Consider the following 21,095-nt stretch of genomic DNA (forward strand, 5'->3'; position numbering starts at 1 on the left):
GTCAGCCGCCGATGGTGTACTTGGCCACGGCCGCCCGGGCCCGGTCGACCTCGGCGTCGCTGAGGCCCTCGATGCGGATCTCCATGTCCAGGTCGCGCCCGGTGCGCAACTCGGCCGCGCGCACCCGCAGCGACCCGTTGGCGTCCATCCGGAACGTCACGTCCACCGGTGAGCCTTTCGGCAGCGGCGGCAGGTTCTCGATCACCCCGGCGCCGATCTGCTCGTTGTGCTCCAGCGCCTCCGACTCGCTCGACCCCGCCTGCTCCCAGACCTCGATGGTGATGCTGTTCTGGCCCTCGTGGCCGGTGCTGTACTGCTGGGTCTCGGGCTCGGCGGGCAGCGGGTCGTTGGCCTTGATGAGGTGGTGGACGAAGCACTCGTCGGTGTCCCGACGCCACACCTTCACACCGAAGGCTCGTGGGGCGACAGTGACGACCTTTTTCTCGACAAGCTTGCGCACCTGCTCGGGAGCGATTCCGAGCTTGTCGGCCACCTCGCTGACCGCGGCGGCGGCTTGGGGGTCGGTGTCGGGGTCGGCGCTGTCGGGCAACGCCACCCGGACCGACTGGAGCAGGCCGAACAGCGCCGCGCCCTTGGCCACAGCTAGGTCCGGGTCATGCAGCCGCGGCTCGAACCCGAACCGCGCCCGCAGGCCCGCGGCGATGGCGGGCATCCTGGTCGAGCCGCCGACAAGCAGCACCTCGTCAAAGCGGTCCACCCCGCGCTCCTTGGCCAAACCGATGGTGCGGGCGGTGATGTCGAAGGTGCGCTCGCGCAGGTCGGCGGTCAGCTCCTCGAAGGCGTCGCGGCTCAGTTCCACCGAGCTGACCTCGCCCGCGAACCGCAGGTGGTGGCGGCGGTTGGTGACGCTGGAGAGCGCCTTCTTCAAGTCCTCCGCCGCCGCGGCGACCTCCTGCAGGAAGTCCTCGCTGGACTCGGCCTCGGAGTCGGGATGCTCGGCCATGAACTGCCGCAGCAGGTGATCGCTGATCTTCTGGTCCCAGTCGGCCCCGCCGAGTTGGTGGTCCCCGTCGGTGCACAGCACGGTGACCTCGTCGCCGGAGAGCCGGATGACGGTGGTGTCGAAGGTGCCGCCGCCCAGGTCGTAAACCAGAATCGTGCGGTCCGCCCCGGAGGTGACCGCCTCGTAGTGCAGCGCCGCCGCGACCGGCTCGGGCACCACGTCGACCACGTTCAGCCCGGCGATTTTCCCGGCGTTGCGGGTGGCCTGCCGCTGGGCGACGCCGAAGTAGGCAGGCACGGTGATCACCACGTCCACCACGGGCTCGCCCAGCGCTTCCGCCGCCGACCGGGCGATCTCCTTGAGGATCAACGCGGAGATCGTCTCCGGGGTCTGGTCCACGCCGTGGAAGGCGAGGGTCAGCTTCTCGCCCATCTGGCGCTTGATCAGCAGGACCGTCGACTCCGGGCTGATCATCGCCGAGCTCTTCGCCTCGCGGCCGACCACGATGTTGTCCGCGGTCTCGAAGTAGACGGCCGAGGGCGTGGTGTCCTCGCCGATGGCGTTCTTGACCACGACCGCGCGCCCGACATCGTCCACGTGGGCGATGCAGGAGTACGTGGTCCCCAGGTCGATGCCGTACGTGGGCACAACCTCACCTCTCGTGCTGGGACGGGAACTGGTGGAACCGGGCTTTGGCCTGGCGGCGCACCCGGCCGGTCTCCTGGTCCCGCAGCCCGGCGGCGACGCAGACCGCGACCCGGTTGTGGCAGGCGGGATCGGCGGTGGCGACCACGCCGACCGCGGTGTGCAGGGCTGGGTCGAACTCGTCGCCGACGACCGCGGTGTAAACGTGCAGCCCGCACCGGTCCAGGGCCATCTCCACATCGTCGGCGAAGCTGGCGAACAGGACTCCGGCCGCCGCCTGGTCCGGGTCGTCGGCGAGCCGTGCGGCCTGGCCCGCCAGACCGTCGTAGAGGCGGACCAGTTCGGCGACGACCGGGGCGAGCGCGGCCTGCTGGAATCCGGCGCGCAGCCGCTGGTTCTCCTCGTGCAGCCGATCGATCACGGTCTCGCGGTGGGCGGCTCGGCGATGAAAGTCCACAATGGCGTGTTCGACTTTGCCGAGCCGCTCAATCAGTTCGTCGGTCACAATCAGCTGGCCCCTCGACGGAGTTCGACGCGCGAGTCGCACCCGCGAAAGCGTGGAGCGGCGGCGCGCACATCATCACACCGGCGGACCGCGGTGGACAAAGGCAGGCAACAAACTGTCCTCTATTTGTCCGGTCGCTGTCCGCTTTGGTGTTGTCCCTTGTGCTCGGACGGTGCGAGGATTCGTCTGCGCCATTCGGCGACCGAATACGACATAGCACAAGGGACCGCGTTGGGCACCGAGCACTTCGACGTCTTCGTCTCCTACTGTCCCGCCGACGCCACGCCCGCGCGGGCGCTCGCGCGCGGCTTGCTGGCGCAGGGCCTCACGGTGTTCTACGACGACTGGGAAATCCTTCCCGGCGACCGGGTGGTGACCAGGCTGGACTCGGGCATCCAGGCCGCGCGGCACGGACTGGTCGTGGTCAGCAGGCAGTGGAATGACCACCCGTGGGCGCTGGAGGAGTACGCGGCGCTGGCGACCCGGGCGATGGACGGCAAACTGGACCGGCTCGTCCCGATCGTGTTCGATCACGGCGTCGAGTTGCCGCCCCGGCTGGGCGCGCGGTTGGGGGTGTCCTTCGCGGACGTGTTCGACCCGGACGACTTCACCCGCCGGGTCGAGCGGCTGGTCGCGGACCTGCGTGGGGAACGCGCGCGCGGCCCGGTGGACGTGGTGCTGACCGCCGCCCCGGATGACACCCGACTGCGTGACACCCCGGCGCTGCTGACCGTGCGGGTCGGCGCCACCGACACCACGGTCCACCGCGAGGACGGGACCACCGAGGGCGTGCGGCACGCCGGGGCGACCGCGGGGCTGCGGCACGCTCTGCGCGTGGCCGACCGCTGCCGCAGGGCGGTGGGCCGCACGACTCGTGCCCATGCGACAGGCTCGTCCGCCCCGGCGGACACCGCGCAGCCGGACTTGGACGCGGCCAGCCGCGAGGTCGGCGTGCGGCTGGCCGAGGCGTTCCTGCCCGAGCCGTTGTCCGGCTCGCTCGCCGCGGCGCTCGCGGCAGCCCGCCGGTCCGGCCGAGTCGCCCACCTGGCCTTCGAGTTCGTTGGCGCCTCCGACGAGGTGGCCGACCTGCCGTGGGAGTCGCTGGTGCTCTCCGGGGGCGGCACGCCGGTGAGCCTCGACCCCGCGGTCCGGGTCTACCGGCACACTTCCGGGCTCGGCCCCACCGCCGCCCCGATGGTCCCCCGGCCACTGCGGATCCTGGCGGTCATCGCGAGCCCGGACACCGGCGGCGGCGAGCTGCTCGACTACGAGCAGGAGCTGGCGACCATCCTGACCCAGGTCGCCGCGGCCCGCTCCGCGGAGCAGGCCCAGGTGCGCATCCTCAACTGGGGCTCGCTGACCGCGATCCGGGATGCGCTGGCCACCGAGGATTGCCATGTGCTGCACCTGTCCTGCCACGCCGCGCCCGGGGTGCTGGAGCTGGAGACCGAGGACGGGCGGGTGGACCGGGTGACCGCGCGCAGGCTGGCCGACGAGCTGGGGTTCCCCGCGAATCTGCCGCCCCTGGTCGTGCTCGCCGGGTGCCGCACGGCGCTGTCCCCGGGCGGCGAGTCCCCGGGCGGCGAGGACGACGGCGCCGGGTCGGCGCTGCCCGGCCTGGCGCGCGAGCTGATCGAGCGCGGGGTGCCGTCGGTGATCGCGATGAGCACCGACGTGTCCGACGAGTACGCGACCGAGCTGCTGTCCACCGCCTACCGCGAGCTCGCGAGCCACCGGGACGGGCCCGACCCGCTGCAGGCGCTCACCGCGGCCCGGCAGTCGATCGAGGCGGGCAGGCGGCGGCTCGGTGCGGGCGACGCGGCGGCCGCGCTCGCCGAGTGGTCGACGCCGACGCTGCACCAGCGGGTCCGGCACAACCTGCTGTTCGACCCCGGCGCCCGGCCAGACCCGACCGCGAGGACGCGCCCGGCCCGGCGGCTGGGGCAGGTCACCGACCTGCGGATCGGCGACTTCGTGGGCAGGCGCGCCGAGCTGCGCGCGCTGTCACGCGCGCTGGACGCGGGTCCCGAGGCCGCGGGCGTGCTCATTCACGGTATGGGCGGCGTCGGCAAGAGCAGTCTGGCCGCCCAGCTGATCCACCTGCTCGGCGGAAGCGACAGCGGCGACGCAGGCGCCGAGCCCGTCGTCGTCGCCGAGCACGGGCCGCGCACGGTCGACCAGATACTGGACAAGGTCTGCGGCAGGCTGGGCAGGCGGCTGCGCGCCGCGCCGAACGCCGCCATGTCGAACGCGGGCATGGTGACGGCGAGCCTGGCCGAGGCACGGGACGAGAGCCTGCCGTGGCGGGACCGGCTGGAGGTGCTGGCCGAGGACGTGCTGCCCGAACTGGGTCGCACGCCGGTGGTCCTGCTGCTCGACGACCCGGTCGGCGACCCGCTGGAGTCCGAGCCGTGGACGGTCGAGCGCGCCGCGAACGGCGAACTGGAGCCCGACGTCGCCGAGTTCCTCGGCGAGTGGCTGCGGCTGCCCGCCCCGGTCCGGCTGGTCGCCACGTCGCGGCTGTCATTCGCCATTCCCGGCGCCGGTAGTCGCCTGGTGACGCACCACCTGGGCCCGTTGTCCTTCGCCGAGACCCGCAAGATGATCTACCGGCTGCCCGCGCTCGACGCGCTCCAGGTCGCCGAGCAGCGCCGCGCCTACCAAGCCATCGGCGGCCACCCGCGGGCGCTGGAGTACCTGGACGCCGTGCTGCGCGGCGAGCACCGCGGCCGGGCCGCGGCTGGCCGCGGATCCGGCTCCCGCTTCGACCATGTCGTCCGGCGGCTGGACACGGCGCTGGCCCGGTCCGGCGAAGACGTGGCGACCTGGTGGCGGCAGCGGTCAGGGGCGAGCCTGGACACCGCGCTGAGCGAGACGACCGCCATCGTGTCCGCCGACGTGCTGCTCGACCAGCTCCTGGCGGGCCTGATGACGACCTTCCGGCCCGCCTACGACCTGTTCGTCGCCGTGTCCGTGCACCGCGGGCCGTTCGACGAGTCCGGCCTGCGGTGGGCCGCCGCGACCGACCCCCACGCGCTCGACCCGGCCCGGCAGGCGCGGCTCGACAAGGCATACGCGGCCCTCTTAGCGGGCGAACAGGACGGCACCGCCCGCTCCCGCGCGGACCTCGACCTGCCCAGGGAGGAGTTGGAGCAGCTCAACCGCGATCTCGCCGCCGCGGCGCTGCCCCCGCTGCCCGCATGGGTGCCCGAGGCGAAGGCGCGGCTGGAGCGGCTGACGCTGCTCACCCCGGTGCCACCCGCCGACGACGCGGGCGAGGGCGCGGGCGCCCACTACCTGGTGCACCGATGGACGGCGAGCGCGCTGGTGTCCAGGGTCGACCCGGCGGACCTCGCCGCGGCCCACCGGCGCGCCGCCGCCTACCACCGCTGGCGGGCGGCTCTCTGGGACCGGGTCCCGCAGGTCCACCTGCGGGAGCTGGAGGAGGTGCGCCACCACAGCGTGCAGGCTGGCGAGCAAGAGCAGGCGCTGGCCGTGACCGCCGAGATGTGCGCGATTCTCGACCTGCGCGGGGCGAACGACTGGGAGTGGGAGCTGTGCGGGCAGGCGCTGGTCCAGCTCGCCCCGGACGACACCCGCGGCCGGGTGTTCCGGCAGCGGCGGTCGGTCGTGGCGCTGCGCCGGGGCGACCACGACCAAGCCGAGCAGCAGCAACGGCAGGCTCAAGAGCTGGCCGAGGCGGCGGACGATTTGGTCGCGGTGGCCGCGGGCCTGCAACAGCTGGGCACGATCGCGCAGCTGCGCGGCGACACCGCCGCGGCCGAGGACCGGTACCGGGAGGCGGTGCGCGCCGCCGGGCGCGAGGAGATCCGCGAGCGGTTCGCCGCGCGGATCATCCTGGCGGGCTGTTACCAGCGTCTCGGGGGGATCGCCCTCGCCCGCAGCGACGACGAGGACGCCGAGCGGTTCAGCGTCGGCGCGATCGACGTGGCCTGGGAGATCGGCGACGAGGCCGACGTGGGCGCGGTGCACCGGGACCTCGCGGAGCTGGCCAGAGCCCGAGGCGACCACGCCGTGGCGGACCGGCACGAGCTGCGCGCCCGCGAGACCGCCGCCGCGCACACCGACGTGCGCAGGCTGCTCGCCGCGGCCGCCCTGCAGCTCGCCGCCGTCAACTTGAACCGGCACATGGTCACCGACGCGCTCGACCACCTCAGCCCCGCGCTGCGCTTCGCGCACGAGGCGGGCGACCTGCCCTTGACAGCGGCCTGCGAGCAGCTGACCGGCGAGATTCAGGCCGACCTCGGCGACTTGGCCACGGCCAGGAAGACCTATCAGCGCTTCGCTGAGCTCGCCGATGAGCTCGGCGACCGGCGCGGCACGGTGGTCGCCCACCAGCAGCTGGGCCGGATCGCGGCCAGGCTCGGCGAGCCGAAGGTGGCCATCGCCGAGCTGGCGACGGCGATGGCGGCCGCGACGGCGATGCGCGCCCAGGTGCTGGTCGCGGCCACCCACTTGGTCCTCGGCACGGTGCTGGTGGGCTGCGACCGGTCCGCCGACGCGGCGGCCGAGTTCGCCGAGGGGATGCGCATCGCCGACGAGGTCGGCCACGACGGCCTGGCGATGGGCTGCGTGATCCAGCTGGCCTTGGTCCGGCTGCGCGCCGGGGACGCCCCGAGCGCGGCGAAGCTGTTCGACGACGCCTACCGGCGGGCCGAGGGCCTGGGCAGCAGGCGCGGCATGGCGGTCTGCCTGCTGGCGATGGCCGTGGCGGGCAGGCAGGCCGGGTCCGACGACCACTCGGCCGAGTGGATCGGCGAGGCCGTGGCCTTGGCCAGGGCCGAGCGCAACCCGCGGCTGATCGCCGAGTGCCTAGCCCGCCACGGCGACCTGGCCTTCGACCGGGGCGCCGTGGCCGAGGCGGAGCGCTGCTACCGGCAGTGCCTGGACGTGCTTTCCGCCGCGTCAGCACCCCACCTGGCTGCGGAGGTGCTGCGCCAGCTGGGCCGGTGCCGGGCCGACCAGCACGACTTCGCCGAGACGGCGGCGGCGATGCGGGCGGCCGCGGCGGGCTTCGCGGGCCTTGGCCGGGATGAGGACGAACTCGCGTGCGTGGTGTGGCTGGCGTGGGGGCTGGCCCGGGCCGGGCGGCTGGCCTCCGCCCGGCAGGCGATGCGCCGCGCGGGCGCCCTGGCCGCCGAGCGGCCCCCGTCGCCGTCCACCGTCGTGGGCTTGCTCCTGGGCGCCGAGCAGGCGGTGCGGGACGGCGACCCGGACACGGGCGCGGCGCTCGCCGAGGACGCGCGCGACGCGGCCCGCGCGCTGGGCGACCGCGTGCTCTTGGTCGACTGCTCGCACCAGCTCGCCGCGGCGCATCGGCGGCGGTCCGAGCCCGCCAGCGCGCGGGCCGAGCTGGAGTCGGGCTTGGCGGTCAGCCTGAAGAAGGGGGACCGGGTCGTGGCCATGCACCTGCACCGCGAGCTGGGCCTGGCCTGCGCCGCCGAGGGCGACTACCGCGAGGCGCTGGCGCAGTACGGCAGGTCGGCCGCGGTCGCGGCCGGGCTGCGGGACGCGGTCGCGGGCGAGGTCGCCGCGGCGCTGGGCCAGGGGCGGGCGGCCGAGGAAGTCGCCGAGGAGCTGGCGGCGACCGACGACGACTTCGCCGAGGTGCGGTGGCTCCGGCGGCGGCGCGCGGTCGACGGGGAACTGGCCTTCACCGAGCGGGTCGTGACCTACCTCGGGCCCTCGATCGACGACATCGTCCGCGACCTGGTCCCGAACTTCTCGGCGGTGTCCGACGTGCCCGCCCTGGTGAGCCCGTCCTCGACCGTGCGGATCAGGTGAGCGGCCGGTCAGGACAGGCGGTTGACGTCGGTGCGCGCCCTGGCGATCTGCGCGGGGGTCAGGTCGCCGATCTCGATCGTGGTGGTGGCCGTCTGCCCGGTGCGCTTCTCCTGCGCGGCGACGTGCAGGATCCCGTTCTCGTCCATCCGGAAGGTCACATCCACCGCGGATCCCTTGGGCAGCGGCGGCAGCCGGGTGATGCACGCGCGGCCGATCTGCTGGTTGGTCTCCGGCTGTTCCGACGCCACCGGCCCGGCCTGCTCCCAGATCTCCACGGTGATCTCGCGCAGGTTCTCGTACGGGGTGACGAACTGGCGGGTGTGCTCGGCGGGCAGCGGCGTGTTGGCGGACAGCAGGTGCGAGATGAGGAAGGCCTGCGGTTCGGCGGAGTCCCCGGCGTCCCGCGCGGTGTCGTCGTCGTCGTCCCCGGTGTCCTCCATGACCGCCACCCCGAACGCCCTCGGCACCACGATCGTGACCTTCTTGGCCGCCATCGCCGTGACCACTTCCGGCGAGACATCCAGGCGCCGGGCGAGATCGGCGGTGGCGGACCCGTCGGCGGAGAGGACGCGCAGCGATTCCACGACACCGAAGAGCGCGGCGCCTTTGGCCACCGCGAGGTCCGGGTCGTGGACCTTCGGCCGGAACCCGAACTCCCTGCTCAGGGCGGCCGCCACCATCGGCATCCGGGTTGACCCGCCGACCAGCAGGACCTCGTCGAACCGGTCGACGCCACGCGCGGCGGCCATGGCGATGGTCCGCCCGGTGATGTCCATGGCCCGTTCGAGCAGGTCGGCCGTGATCAGCTCGAAGGTGTCGCGGGTGAGTTCGACCTGGGTCCGCGCGCCGCGATAGCTGATCGTGTGCCGCCGGGACGCGCGGCTGGTCAGCGACTTCTTGACGTCCTCCGCGCCCAGCGCCAAGTCCTGCAGGAAGACCTCGTCGTCGGCGGCGCCGGAGTCCGGGAACCGGCGCATGAACTCGTCGGCGAGGTGGTCGACCACTTTGCTGTCCCAGTCAGCCCCGCCCAGCTCGTGGTCGCCGTCCGTGCAGAGCACGGTCACGTCGCCGCCCTGGAGCCGGATGACCGTGGTGTCGAAGGTGCCGCCGCCCAGGTCGAACACCAAGATGGTGCGGTCCGACCCGGTGTTGAGCACGCCGTAGTGCAGCGCCGCCGCGACCGGCTCGGGCACCACGTTGACCACGGTGAGCCCGGCGATCTCGCCCGCGGCCCTGGTCGCCTCCCGCTCGGCCACGCCGAAGTAGGCGGGCACGGTGATGACCACGTCGCGGACCTGCTCGCCGGTGGTGGTGGCAGCCGACTTGGCCAGCTCCCGCAGGATCAGCGCGGAGATGACCTCCGGGGTGTAGCCGCGGCCGTGGAACTCCAACTCCATCCCCGGTTTGCCCATCTCACGCTTGATGAGCGCGACGACGGAATCCGGGTCGGCCACGGCCGCGTTCTTCGCGTCCCGCCCGACCACGACCTGGTACTCGGAGGCGAAATACACGACAGAAGGCGTGGATTCCTCACCGAGATCGTTGCGGATCACGACCGGCGCGCCCGACGAGTCGATCCTGGCGATGCAGGAATAGGTGGTTCCGAGGTCGATTCCGTATACGGGCATCCGGTCCCTCACGTTCTGGCCGCTGGACTCGAAAAGACGTCGAGTCGCCGGTCACAGTAGCAGGACGACCCGTGGCCGGTGAACGCTCCGTCCGCCCCCGACGCCCTTTTCGCCGACCTAGGTCTGTGCTTTGCGCACCCCTTTGACCAGTTTCTCCAACGCCGCGTCCAATTCCGGTCCAGCAGGCCCGCCGATGTCCACCGCGAGTCGATTTCCCGCGAACACCGGCAGCTCCACCGAGCCGATCACGGCCGGGATGAGCCTGCCCGCGCCGGTGACCGCACGGGTGAGCAGCGCGTAGTACTCCTCCAGAACCCAGGGCCTGCCCACCGACATCGCGCTGAAGACCACGACACCGACCTGCGACCCGGCGATGCCCTTCTCCAGTTCCGCGGAGACGGTGTCGCCGGGCACGAGCCGCCACTCGTCCAGGAAGACGTCGAACCGCTCGCTCCGCAGCCGCTCCGCCAACCGCAGCACCACGGCGCGGTCGGCATGGGCATAGGAGATGAAGACGCGCACGCTCACCGGTCGCTCCCGTCCGTAGGCGGCAGGCGCGCGACTCTACCCCGGCTCGCGCCGGTCGGGATCCACGCCCACAGGCAATCACCACAGCGTGATCTTCCCGGTTTTGGCAACCGCCCGATCGCAAACCGTTACCCAGCGCAGGTCGAATGACCGGAGACGACACTCGGCCGCCGAGATGGCGGGGCGGCACACTGCGGGAAGAACTGCAGCAGACCCTTGCCCGCCTCCACGCCCTGTGATCGGCCCCGTCCCGCCGGGGAAGCGGTAACCGAGTCAACGCCGAATCGTGGATCCGGCGGTTCACTGCTCCCCCAAGTTGCTCATCGTCTGCGCCCAGTACTGCCACCCCTCCGCCAACCACGTTCACACCCCGGCTAGGCCGAAGACGATTCAGATGGAGATTCCCGCCCGGCTTCGAGTGTCGGTCCTCGTGGTGTCGGTGCCATGCCCCGCGCCGCCACTCAGGCTGGCCAAGCGCCTGTGGACAGGTGTTCGACCTCGACTACGAGCGGTCATTTGTCCCTCGATAGGGTGTCACCCACAAGTGTTCTCGCTTGCTGGGCGCATGCGAGGGGAACGAGCACTCTGGGGGCGTCGTGTCACAGCAGTACCTACTTCGGCGCACAGCTGCGGAGTTGGACGCCATGAATCGCAATGGCGGTCTCGGCAAGCAGATGAGCAGCGCCATGCTCGCGAAGTTCAGGCACTCGCCGCAGCCAAAGGAAGTCGAGTCGTGGAAGAGCAGCATCCCCACCATCATCTCCGTGCTCATGGAGGCCGGTCTCGGTGATGTCGAGGTCCTGCTCGAGCTACGACACCCGCTTACCGAAGCCCGGATGGACATGGTCTTGGTCGGCTCGCGGCCCGGCAAACCGACCACCATGTCGGTCGTCGTGGTGGAGAACAAGCAGTGGTCTCGAATCGAGGCCATCCCGAAATCTTCGCTCGTCAGGCTTCCCGACTACCCCGGGTTCGGGCCGCTCACGCACCCGTCCGACCAGGTTTGGAACTACTGTCTGGCCCTGAGCAGCTATCTGCCTGTGGTCGCAGGCGCCGACTTGCGCGGTGTGGTCAACCTGCACGAGGCGGTCACGGAGAACGTCGAGTCGATCCTCTTCATGGACGGCGAACTCGGCCCAGAGATCGCGAAGAACGTCCGCGTGTTTCCATCCGACGCGCGTGCGCCACTTCTGGGTCACCTCAGAGGTGTCCTGTCGGGCGAGAATGCGAAATCGAACGCGGACCACCTTATCGGCTCGCCGCGTCGACCTACCCCCAAGCTGCTGGAATCGGTCACCGAATGTATTCGACACCGCACAGTCTTCCCTCTGCTCGAGCCGCAGCAGCGCGCGGTGGCCATGGTGCATAACTTGGTTGAAGCCAGCTCGACCAACAACACCAAACACGTCGTGATCGTGGAAGGCGGACCGGGCACCGGAAAGAGTGTCGTGGCGTTGGAACTACTCGGTCAGCTGAGCAGGGATGGGCGGATCGTGGCGCACGCGGCCGGTGCGGGCAACCTGACCAAAGCCCTCCGGGACAACCTGTCCGGTCCTCGCAAGCACGCCCACCTCGCTTTCACCTACTTCGCCTCATATGCGCACCAGAAAGCCAACTCGCTCGAAGTGCTGATCGCCGATGAAGCGCACCGCATCCGCAAGACCGGGTCCATGCAATATCGGTCTTCGAAGACGCCGCAGGTCGAAGACCTGATCAACGCCGCCCGGGTGCCGGTTTTCCTGCTGGACGACCACCAGGCCACTCGAGCCGACAGTATCGGCTCGGTCGCCCTCATCACCGAGGCGGCGGAGCGACTCGGGTGCCGCGTTATATCGATCAAGTTGACGGACCAGTTCCGGTGTGGTGGTTCGACCGAGTACACGAAATGGATCGACCGTCTCTTCGCTATCACCGAGGGCGGACCTCTTCCCTGGCGCCCGCTCGATGACTACGAGTTGCACGTCGCGGAGTCTCCGGCCGAGATGGAAGCGCACTTGGCGGCGCTGCGCCGTGAAGGCCCCGAACACGACGAGAAGGTCGTCGCGCGAATTGCCGCGGGCTTCTGCTGGCCATGGAGTAAGAAGTTCGCGGCCCCCAAGCTGCTGCCCAACGAGGTGATTATCGAAGACTGGCGGCGTCCTTGGAACGCCGCCGACCACGCCGGGCAGCCGACGGACCCCGATTACATTCCGGCGACGACAATGTGGACAACCCACCCGAACGGCTTCAACCAGATCGGCTGCGTCTACACCGCACAGGGCTTCGAATACGATCACGCTGGGGTCATCATCGGCCCCGACCTGGTGTGGGGCCAAGACGACTCCTGGCACACCGACCGAGAGCGCAGCGAGGACTCCGCGGTCAAACGAGCCAAGCAAGCGGACCGTTTCATCCGCACTGTCTACCGCGTCCTCGCCACCCGCGGCATGCGGTCGACAGTGCTCTATTCACAGGATGTTCGAACCCGGCAAATGCTTCTGAACCTGGGTATCCCGCCGCTCCCAAAACCGACTGTGCGCCCTAAAAAGACGTGGATGGCCGGGTTGAGTGAAACAACAACCTTTCACGCGTCAATCCACATCGAAAACCATCAGTTGCAGCTCAGCGCCGAGGAATGACGCTGGCGAGCGCTCACGGTCGCGCACCACTCGCGCCGCGCGCGTGGTGTCGGTCCGCGTGCGCGGCGAAGAACGGCGCGGAGGCGCTGCGGTAGTCCAGCACGATTCGTCCGTCGAACCTCGAAAGCACCACGTCGAGGTCAGCGGTCACGGCGGTCGCGGCCGAGTTGCGGTTTATCCGCCCTTGCCCGTCGACCAAGACGTACCCCCGCTCGAACAACTCGTCGCAGCCCAGAGTGCACGCGGGCATCGTGTTCGCCAGGTTCAGGCGCTCGGTCATCGTCGCCTCGGCGCGCCGCTTGATGTGGGCGAGCCGCAGCAGCGACAGCGGCAACACCCGGCCACAGATGCTGCAGGGATGTGTTTTCGCTTTGCCGAACACCTCCCGCCTGAGCCGCTTCTGTTCTCGGCGAAAAAGGGCACGGGAGAGTCCGTCCAGGCTGTCCAAGCCGTCCAGCAATCGGTCCGGCACGGCTTCGTCGTCGTCAGCGGCGTCATCGGCTCCAAGATAAGCTTCCACATCGGCTTCGTCCACCGGAGGCGGCCCCAGCAAGGGCAACCCGACCCGGAAGGACGCGTCACGAATGATCGACATCACTTCGGGGTCCATTCCGCCCGGAGGAAAAGTCGGCAAGTCGACCAGCGACCCGAGGGACACTCGGTACGGGTAGATGCCATCCGGCCAGAGCGGATCATGGTCCTCGTGGAGCGGCCGAGTGACCTTGGCGAGGGTAATCGCTTCCAGGTACGCACCCGCCCACGCCGGGTTGTCCTCGCGAGTGCGTGGCCACCCTGATGGTTGATTCGGTGATCGCAGCACTTGAGCGAAGACGAGGTAGGTCGCGACCCGGGGTTTCCGCAGCGCAACCATCGCCTTATCCACGTCGGCACTATATGTTTCCTTTTTCCACCCCCAGGTAAGCTTGTCCATTCCCCTTTGGAAGTTGTCGCGTGCCGGTTTGCCGACGTACACGTATGCGTATTGAGGCACAGTTACTCCTCTGTCGAGCCGGCTGGCGCAGGCGGCCAGTGTAGATCAGGAGTAGCCATTCCCGCGGGTTCGCCTCGTTCGCTGACAAGGCCGACTTTACGGATGACAGGGAGACGCGGAGCAAGGTATGGCGGTGACGCCGATCCCGAACCTGGGCGTTCCCCGCAGGCGATGTCGGACACGCTGCGGCGACCGGACGTGGCCTGACGGGACGTGGTGCGGGATGCTGGGAAGAGGTCCGTTGTCGCCATCGCTGTCGGAGGTTCGCTGGTGCGTCGCTTGGTCACCGCCGTGGTTGTTGTCGCCACGCTCACGGCGGCGTGCTCGTCCAGCGGGCAGCCCGAGGACGAGCTGATGGTGTCGGACAACCCGATCGCCGCGACGGCCGCTCGTTCGCCAGCCCCCGCTGTCGCCCCGGCGGGGACCGTCGTCCCGCTCGACGCGTCGGTGACGGCCGCTGTGATCGACGAGAAGACCCGGGTCCTCGCCGTCGCCGTGGGGGCTGAGCTGCAGCTTTACGACCTCGACGCGCTCGATCGGGCGCCTCGGACGGTGGCCCTGCCTGGGCCCGCCGAGACGCTGGCGCTCGCGGGTGCGGGGGGGCCGGTGCTCGCGGCGGTCCCAAGCATCGGCGTGGTGCGGGTGAGCCTGCCGGACGGGGCCGTGACCCAGGCCACGGTGCCCGGCGAGGCCGCGGGGGCGACCACGCACCAGGGCGCGACATTGGTCGCGGTGCGGGAGCGCAAGGGGGTTGCCGTGCTCGACGGCGACCAGGTGCAGCGGGTCGTCTCCGGCGGCCTGCTCAGCGCCGACCAGGTGTTCAGCGCCGGGTCCGGCGCGGTGGTCCTCGACCGGCTGCGCAACGCGGTGTTCCAACTCGACCTGGGCAAGGGCGCGCTCGGCCAGGGCCTGCGCGCGGGCCAGGGCGCCACCAACGGCACGGTCGACCGCTACGGCCGCGTCCTGGTCACCGACACCCGCGGCGGCGCGCTGCTCGCGTTCTCCCTCGACCCGCTGCTGATGCGGCAGCGCTACCCGGTCCAGGGGGCGCCGTACGCCATCGCTTACGACCCCCGCCGTGACCTGGCGTGGGTCACGCTGACCGAGACGAATGAGGTCGTCGGCTTCCACGTCGCGGGTGAGGAGCCCCAGGAGCGGTACCGGTTCCCGACCGTCGGGCAGCCGAACTCGGTGGCCGTGGACCCGGCCAGCGGGCGCGTGGTGGTCGCGTCCGCCAGTGGAGGAGGTGTGCAGGTGGTGCAGCCATGAGTGACGGGGTGATCGACGGCGAGTGGGAGTACCGGCCGCTGCGGCTGCCTCCGGGCGTGTCGCGGCTGACAGCGGCCACGCAACTGGCGATCCACGCCGAGTTCAGCGGGTGGGAGCTGTCCAACGTGCGCCTCTACGCCGACGGCACCCGCAAGGTGTGGCTTCGGCGCAAGCGGCGCAAGAACGCGTTGCCCGGGCTGATCACCTAGCGGGCAGGTTCTCGATCCCGTCCCACACGGCGCGGGAGCCCGCGTCGCCGACGCGGAACACGTGCACGCCCGAGGCGGCGCCCAGCCCGATGCTGGCCACAGCCGCCAGCACGAGCGCGATCTTCGTCCAGCTCGGCGCGTCGCCACCGGCGCGGGCGGCGAGAGTGTGCACCACCATGAGCGCGGTGACCGCGAGGAACAGCGGCAGCACGAACCAGATGAGCTGCTCGCCAAGCTGCTGGTGCGTGGCGATCTGCGGGTTCTCCGGCAGCCTGCGGGCGAGGGCGTTGCCGCTGCTGGTCGTGATCGGGGTCAGGACCACGTTCGCCGCCGCGAACGCCACCACCAGCCAGCCGAACCGCCGTCGCGCGGCAGGCCAGACCGCGATGGCCACCGCGCCCAGCACCGTCAGCGGAACCAGGACCACGACCGCGTGCAGCACCAGGGCGTGCAGTGGCAGACCGTCGACGAACTCGGGCATGTGCGGACCTCCAGGCGAGTGTTGGCGTCACCCCTGGTTACGCGTCCGTTCGGCGGATGGTTCAGCGGCGTAGGGCGGCGTGCGCAAGTCCTACCAGCCGAGGCAGGACCTGCGCGACACCTTCCAGCGGAAGCATGTGCCCCAGGCCGGGCAGCACCACCGCCGTGCCGTCCTGCACCGCGCCCGCCAGAGCCGCGGCGTGCGACGCGGGCACGAGCCGGTCGCGGTCGCCGACCATCGCCACGACCGGGGTGTCCGCGGCCACGGCGAGCGCGGCCTCCCGGTCGTAGCGGTCCAGGCCGGGCCGGAACAGCGCCACGGTGTCCGGCCAGTGCGCGGCGACCATGTCCGCGACCAGCCGGACGTCGTCGGGGTCGGGGTCGTCGCCGAGCAGCAGCCACCGCAACCCGACTGCGGTGGCCTTGTCGATCCGCTCAGCCACCCGGTTGACGATCTGGGGCCCGAGGATGGCCCGGAGGTCCCGCGCGACTCGGCCCACCGGGCTCGCCCACGCGGGCTCGGCGAGCCAACTCGCCGCGGTGGACAGGAACGCCAGTCCCGCGACCCGCTCGGCGAACAGCGCCTGGTGGCGCACCGTCAGCGCCATCACGGCCAGACCGCCCATGCCGTGCCCGGCCAGCACCACCCGCCCGCGCGGCACGACCCCGGCGATCAACTCGGCCAGGTCGTCGCCGAGGCGCTCCACGGTGGCGGTCGCCGCGACGGCCGCGGTGGACGAGCCGTGCCCCCGGTGGTCATAGGCCAGCACCTGCACCGGCCGCTCCACGGCGACCGGCAGCGTCTCCAGGACGCGGTGCCAGACCCGGTGGTCCTGCGCGTAGCTGTGCGACAGGACCACCGTCACGTCGGCGGCGGGGTCGCCCGCGCGCACGACCGTGAGCTCCGCCCCGTCGGCAACGGCGAAGCGTTCGATCGTGGACACGGGCGAATACTGACATGCCCGGTTGGACTGTCCACTCAGCAGTCGCGCAGAAACCGGTCCAGCACCCGGGTCCCGAACTTCAGCGCGTCCACCGGCACCCGCTCGTCCACGCCGTGGAACAGCGCGCTGAAGTCCAGGTCGGCGGGCAGCCGCAGCGGGGCGAACCCGAAGCAGCGGATGCCCAGCGACTGCAACGCCTTGGCGTCGGTCCCACCCGAAAGCATGTACGGCAGCGTCTTGGCGCCCGGGTCCTCCGCGACGATCGACGCGGTCATGGCGTCGACCAGGGCGCCGTCGAACGTGGTCTCGACAGGGGGCAGGTGGGTGACCCACTCCCGCTCGATGTCGGGCCCGAGCAGCTCATCGATCTCCCGCAGGAAGGCGGCCTCGCGGCCGGGGAGCACCCGGCAGTCGACCACGGCCTCGGCCACCGAGGGAATCACGTTGGCCTTGTACCCGGCGTTGAGCATGGTCGGGTTCGCGGTGTCGCGCAGGGTCGCCCCCACCATCCGCGCCACGGCGCCGAGCTTGGCCACCGACCCGTCGAGGTCGTCGGCGTCGAACTCCATCCCGGTCAGCTCGGTCACCGCGGCCAGGAACTCCCGCACCGAGTCGGTCATGACCAGCGGAAACCGGTGCGTCCCCAGCCGGGCCACGGCCTGCGTCAGCTTCGTGACCGCGTTGTCCTCATGCACCATCGACCCGTGCCCGGCGCGCCCTCGCGCCCGCAACCGCATCCAGGCGATCCCCTTCTCCGCAGTCTCGATCAGATAGGCCCGCACCCCGTCCTTCACCGTGATGGAGAACCCGCCCACCTCGCTGATCGCCTCGGTCGCCCCCTCGAACAACTCCGGCCGGTTCTCCACCAGCCACTGCGACCCGTAGTCGCCCCCCGCCTCCTCGTCGGCGAAGAACGCGAAGATCACATCCCGCGGCGGCACCACCCCGTCCCGCTTGAACCGCCGCGCGGTGGCCAACGTCATGGCCACCATGTCCTTCATGTCGACCGCCCCACGCCCCCACACATAGTCGTCCTGCACAGCCCCAGAGAACGGATGAACCGACCATTCAGCGGGATCGGCGGGCACCACATCCAGATGCCCGTGCACCAACAACGCCCCCCGCCCCGGATCCGCCCCCGCCAACCGGGCGAACACATTGCCCCGCCCCCTGGCCCCGGACTCCACGTAGGTCGTCTCGTACCCCACCTCCGCCAGCTTCTCGGCCACGTACTCAGCCGCCACCCGCTCCCCGACCACGGTCGCCGGATCCCCGGTGTTCGTCGTGTCGATGCGGATCAACTCACTGGTCAGCGCGACGGCCTCTTCCTCGGCCAACCTGGTGTCATGGGGCACGGACGCTGCGCTCTGCTGCTCGGTCACACCGCTTTCCTACCACTGCCACCCCACCGCCACAGCCCCGATTTGGGACTGGCTGAGGGCATCGGATAAGGTATGCCCACACCACGCGGGAGACCGCGAGTCCGGGTGGCGGAATGGCAGACGCGCTAGCTTGAGGTGCTAGTGCCCTTAACGGGCGTGGGGGTTCAAGTCCCCCCTCGGACACGTGCCATAACCCCAACTGTGCGGGTCGAGACTCATCTCGACCCGCACAGTTCGTTTTCCGGGCTGGTAGGTCAATCGGAGCCCAAGTTGGCGATACAGCTCCGCTTTGTCTACCGGGTCAGCCTCGTCCAGCACTGTGCGCACAGCGCCCAAGGTTTTGACCAAGTGCTGGATCTCGGCCTTCGACATCCGCCGCTGTTTTGCCACAGTCCGCGACCGGGCCATTGCCTCTGCTCGACGGGCTTGCGCTTCAGCCATCCACCGGGCCACCAACTGCGGATCAGCACCAGCCTCCAAGACCGCGCGGTGCCGGGCAAGGTTCTGGTCACACTCCTCGACAACCCGAGCCGCGTCCAGTGCTCGCGGATCAACCTCGATGTCAGGCTGTGCCTCATAGAGAGCGTCGACCGTCGCAGACAACCTGTGTGGCGCCAGCGTTGTGCCAAGCCACGCGTTCAACGGTGTCACCAGCTCTCGCTCGGCCAGATACACGTTGCGTGGGTGTTCGATCTTGCTCGCCAGTCCGTACTCGTTGGGGAACCGGCAGCGGTAGTACAACGCCTCCCTGCTCCGCTGGCCCTGCATCCGCCACCCACACAACCCGCAGCACAACAGACCGCGCAACACATAGAAATGACGGGTGCGGTGCCGCTCGCGGGCGGTGCGGGCCCGCCCCCTTGGCGGCCATCACCTGCTGGACCCGCTCGAACAAGTCAGTATCGATCAGCGCCTCATGCACAACATCATCGGACCACACCCACTTGCCCCGTTCATTCCAGCGCATCTTCGTCACGTGCCCCGGCGCCACATCCTCGACGTCGAGCAGCACCTCGTCCTTGCTGGCGCTCGGCCGGGCTACTAACAAGGACTTAAATCGCTGCTCAGCGGCCACTAAAGCCAATCACACCGCCCGTGGTCGCAGCGTGCTGGGCCGTGCGTGACTGGATCGTTCATGGTCGATCTTCTTAGCAGCTCGGAGGCGTGACAAGGAGATCGTTCTTGTTCTTCTCGTGGTCTTTTCTTGTCGACCGAATGGATTCCTTGTGGCGTCGGTTTCACATCTTCTCGCCGCGAGGAGTTCGCCATGACGAACACACCTGTGCATGTGCTCGGAACACGTTCGGGTGGCTGATCCGTTGTGGTCACCCTCGCCGACATGAACGCCGCGAACTACGGAGTCCGCCTAACGCGCCTGACCGGCCCCGAAGCGGACCCGCAAGCGGTCGAAGGACTTGCCGCGGGCCACCGACCTCGCCCAGCAGGGCCGCTTCACCGTGCCGATCGCGGGCGTCTTCCCCCCTGAAGAACGCAGCGGCCCGCGAGCTGCTGGGTGCTCACCCGGAGTGCCGGGCCTCCATCGAGGCGACGTAGACCTGCTCGCCGCAGACGTTCGACGGAACAGACTTGTTCAGCCAGAGGTGAGTTCGTGCAGGTCGGCGTGCTCGGCGCGCAGGACCAGGCCGCGTATCTTAACGTCATGGAATGCCAAGTACGGCAAGGGAGTCGGCAACACAGGCAGACCACCGGCGAGGGTGATCGGCAGCAGGCCGAAGAGCCTGCCCGAGATCGACTCCGCCTCCAGTGTCACCGATTCTAGGTGCCCTTGGGATATCCGGATCGAGCCCAGGTCGGCGTCCACGACGTCGACGCCTTCGGCACGGAGTCGCAACCGGGTACCGAGGACGGGCTGGACCATCCGGGCGGTCAGGGTACGGGCGGTCAGCAGACTGCCCGGTCCGCCTCCGCCGGATGTCGCGGGCCAACAGGCCGCGACGATGTCCGCGGCCTGTTGGGCTTCGGCGGCGGAGGGCGCATCGGCTGGGAGCCGGTCGACCGCGCAGGCCGGTGCGACGGGGGCTGGGGCGAGGGTGAGACTGGTGGCCGCGACCAGGGCGAGCAGCACCGCCGTGCTCACGTAGCGGTTCCGGGTTGCCAGGCCAGGGCCAGCGAACCGCCGATGACCGCCAGGGCCGTGCCGACCAGGAAGCCGCCGAGATTGGCCACCAGATAGGCCAGCACGGCCAGAGCCAGCAGGACGCCGCCGAGCAGGCGGGCGCGGTGCGGGCGCTGCCACAGTGCGATCCCGCAGGTGATCAGGGCGGCGGCGACCGCCAGCGAACCGGCGCCGCCGATCCCTTGCACCAGAAGGAACTCCAGGCCGCGCAGGGGCAGCAGCAGGATTTCCGCCCCGGCCAAGACGGCCAGCAGGCCTGCCCAGAACGGCCGGGTGCCGCGCCAGGCGGCGAAGGCTCGGATCACTGGCACGGCTGGTCGCCCGGGTGGATGGTGATGCCCAGGCCGGTCAGCTCGAAGGTGCCCGCCGTCGTGGTCGTCGCGGTGGCCCGCAGGGCGCGGATGTCGATGTGGTCCGCGGTGTGTGCGTAACTGCCCCGGGAACCGGTCAGGCCCATGTCATGGCCGACGGTGCCAGCGTCTGCGCCCAGGGTCAGGCCGGTGACCTTGGCGTTGGTGTGCATGTCGGTCAGGTCCAGTACCAGGTGGTGTGCGGCCACCGGGCCGTCCGCGGCCGCGTTGACCTGGATCGTCATGTCGCCCAAGGGAGTGGGCACCCGAGCGGAGAGGCACAGGTCGGTGAGCTGGGCGTCCCGGACACCGGTGACGAGCACGCCCTGCTCGCCACGGCCGATGCCGACGAACTGGGTGAAGCCGGTGCCGTCGAGGCGGTCGACGGTGAGGACGAAGTTCGAGCCGGACAGCGCGAACGAGGCGGGCAGCGCGGCCTGGGTGGTCCCGACCACCAGCCCGGCGAGGCCAACCATACTGAGCGTGAGCACGACGAGGAATCGCGACCATCGGGTGCGTCCCCGGGCGGAGCCGGTCGATTCCTCGGTCATGACCGGGAATCCTAAGCTTCGAACGCCTAACTACTTGCATCTTTGTCACCCAATGGTGGTGTCGGTGATCGTTTCCCACCGGTTCGGGT

Annotated in this window: 16 protein-coding genes and 1 tRNA gene; 5 read left to right on the forward strand and 12 right to left on the reverse strand. The window is 70.3% G+C overall.

Annotated elements, in window-relative coordinates; translation table 11 throughout:
- Position 1: 1 nt before the first annotated feature.
- Entirely contained in the window at positions 2–1,612 is a 1,611-nt protein-coding gene (locus tag ACZ6SD_RS10670; protein ID WP_465316680.1) for an Hsp70 family protein, read from the reverse strand.
- A gap of 4 nt (positions 1,613–1,616) precedes the next feature.
- The gene (grpE, locus tag ACZ6SD_RS10675; protein ID WP_465316681.1) at positions 1,617–2,114 is read right to left on the reverse strand and encodes a nucleotide exchange factor GrpE; all 498 of its coding nucleotides are present in this window, start codon (positions 2,112–2,114) and stop codon (positions 1,617–1,619) included.
- Between the two features lie 231 nt (positions 2,115–2,345).
- Between grpE and ACZ6SD_RS10680 the strand changes: the two genes are divergently transcribed.
- On the forward strand, positions 2,346–7,919 hold the full coding sequence (locus ACZ6SD_RS10680; protein WP_465316682.1) for a CHAT domain-containing protein: 5,574 nt from the start codon (positions 2,346–2,348) through the stop codon (positions 7,917–7,919).
- Between the two features lie 8 nt (positions 7,920–7,927).
- Here the strand turns inward: ACZ6SD_RS10680 and ACZ6SD_RS10685 are convergent, their stop codons facing one another.
- Both ACZ6SD_RS10685 and ACZ6SD_RS10690 read right to left on the reverse strand, forming a co-directional pair.
- Positions 7,928–9,547: an Hsp70 family protein gene (locus ACZ6SD_RS10685; RefSeq protein WP_465316683.1), complete on the reverse strand. Its 1,620-nt coding sequence runs from the start codon at positions 9,545–9,547 to the stop codon at positions 7,928–7,930.
- 117 nt (positions 9,548–9,664) lie between these two features.
- The gene (locus ACZ6SD_RS10690; protein ID WP_465316684.1) at positions 9,665–10,075 is read right to left on the reverse strand and encodes a toll/interleukin-1 receptor domain-containing protein; all 411 of its coding nucleotides are present in this window, start codon (positions 10,073–10,075) and stop codon (positions 9,665–9,667) included.
- 644 nt (positions 10,076–10,719) lie between these two features.
- On the opposite strand from ACZ6SD_RS10690, the gene ACZ6SD_RS10695 reads away from it, so the two are divergent.
- Entirely contained in the window at positions 10,720–12,693 is a 1,974-nt protein-coding gene (locus ACZ6SD_RS10695; protein WP_465316743.1) for a DUF2075 domain-containing protein, read from the forward strand.
- A 13-nt stretch (positions 12,694–12,706) separates the two neighbouring features.
- On the opposite strand, the gene ACZ6SD_RS10700 is transcribed toward ACZ6SD_RS10695, so the two are convergent.
- Positions 12,707–13,684, reverse strand: coding sequence for a hypothetical protein (locus ACZ6SD_RS10700; RefSeq protein WP_465316685.1), 978 nt, complete (start codon positions 13,682–13,684; stop codon positions 12,707–12,709).
- A gap of 270 nt (positions 13,685–13,954) precedes the next feature.
- On the opposite strand from ACZ6SD_RS10700, the gene ACZ6SD_RS10705 reads away from it, so the two are divergent.
- Together ACZ6SD_RS10705 and ACZ6SD_RS10710 are read left to right on the forward strand one after the other, a co-directional pair.
- Positions 13,955–14,953 carry a YncE family protein gene (locus ACZ6SD_RS10705; protein WP_465316686.1) on the forward strand — a complete coding sequence of 333 codons (999 nt, stop codon included), beginning with the start codon at positions 13,955–13,957 and terminating at the stop codon, positions 14,951–14,953.
- Positions 14,950–15,162: a DUF5703 family protein gene (locus ACZ6SD_RS10710; protein WP_465316687.1), complete on the forward strand. Its 213-nt coding sequence runs from the start codon at positions 14,950–14,952 to the stop codon at positions 15,160–15,162. The genes ACZ6SD_RS10705 and ACZ6SD_RS10710 overlap by 4 nt, the downstream gene beginning before the upstream one ends.
- Here the strand turns inward: ACZ6SD_RS10710 and ACZ6SD_RS10715 are convergent.
- The 3 genes from ACZ6SD_RS10715 to ACZ6SD_RS10725 all read right to left on the reverse strand — a co-directional run bounded on the left by ACZ6SD_RS10715 (position 15,155) and on the right by ACZ6SD_RS10725 (position 17,968).
- Positions 15,155–15,643 carry a DUF2231 domain-containing protein gene (locus ACZ6SD_RS10715; protein WP_465316688.1) on the reverse strand — a complete coding sequence of 163 codons (489 nt, stop codon included), beginning with the start codon at positions 15,641–15,643 and terminating at the stop codon, positions 15,155–15,157. The genes ACZ6SD_RS10710 and ACZ6SD_RS10715 overlap by 8 nt on opposite strands.
- Before the next feature lie 61 nt (positions 15,644–15,704).
- Positions 15,705–16,586, reverse strand: coding sequence for an alpha/beta fold hydrolase (locus ACZ6SD_RS10720; RefSeq protein WP_465316689.1), 882 nt, complete (start codon positions 16,584–16,586; stop codon positions 15,705–15,707).
- 35 nt (positions 16,587–16,621) lie between these two features.
- Complete coding sequence (locus ACZ6SD_RS10725; protein ID WP_465316690.1) at positions 16,622–17,968, reverse strand: M20/M25/M40 family metallo-hydrolase; 1,347 nt, start codon at positions 17,966–17,968, stop codon at positions 16,622–16,624.
- A 99-nt stretch (positions 17,969–18,067) separates the two neighbouring features.
- Here ACZ6SD_RS10725 and ACZ6SD_RS10730 point away from each other — a divergent pair.
- Positions 18,068–18,151 (forward strand) — tRNA-Leu (locus ACZ6SD_RS10730).
- Here ACZ6SD_RS10730 and ACZ6SD_RS10735 read toward each other — a convergent pair.
- The 4 genes from ACZ6SD_RS10735 to ACZ6SD_RS10750 all read right to left on the reverse strand — a co-directional run bounded on the left by ACZ6SD_RS10735 (position 18,116) and on the right by ACZ6SD_RS10750 (position 21,006).
- Entirely contained in the window at positions 18,116–18,778 is a 663-nt protein-coding gene (locus ACZ6SD_RS10735; RefSeq protein ID WP_465316691.1) for a recombinase zinc ribbon domain-containing protein, read from the reverse strand. The two genes, ACZ6SD_RS10730 and ACZ6SD_RS10735, sit on opposite strands and share 36 nt — an antisense overlap.
- Positions 18,779–19,559: 781 nt before the next feature.
- Positions 19,560–20,066 carry a hypothetical protein gene (locus ACZ6SD_RS10740; RefSeq protein WP_465316692.1) on the reverse strand — a complete coding sequence of 169 codons (507 nt, stop codon included), beginning with the start codon at positions 20,064–20,066 and terminating at the stop codon, positions 19,560–19,562.
- Complete coding sequence (locus ACZ6SD_RS10745) at positions 20,063–20,416, reverse strand: DUF6114 domain-containing protein (RefSeq protein ID WP_465316693.1); 354 nt, start codon at positions 20,414–20,416, stop codon at positions 20,063–20,065. The genes ACZ6SD_RS10740 and ACZ6SD_RS10745 overlap by 4 nt, the downstream gene beginning before the upstream one ends.
- Positions 20,407–21,006, reverse strand: a complete 600-nt coding sequence (locus tag ACZ6SD_RS10750; protein ID WP_465316694.1) for a DUF6230 family protein — start codon at positions 21,004–21,006, stop codon at positions 20,407–20,409. Before ACZ6SD_RS10750 ends, ACZ6SD_RS10745 begins: the two co-directional genes overlap by 10 nt.
- Between the last annotated feature and the right edge of the window lie 89 nt (positions 21,007–21,095).

It is taken from the genome of Actinokineospora sp. NPDC051303, from assembly GCF_055586285.1.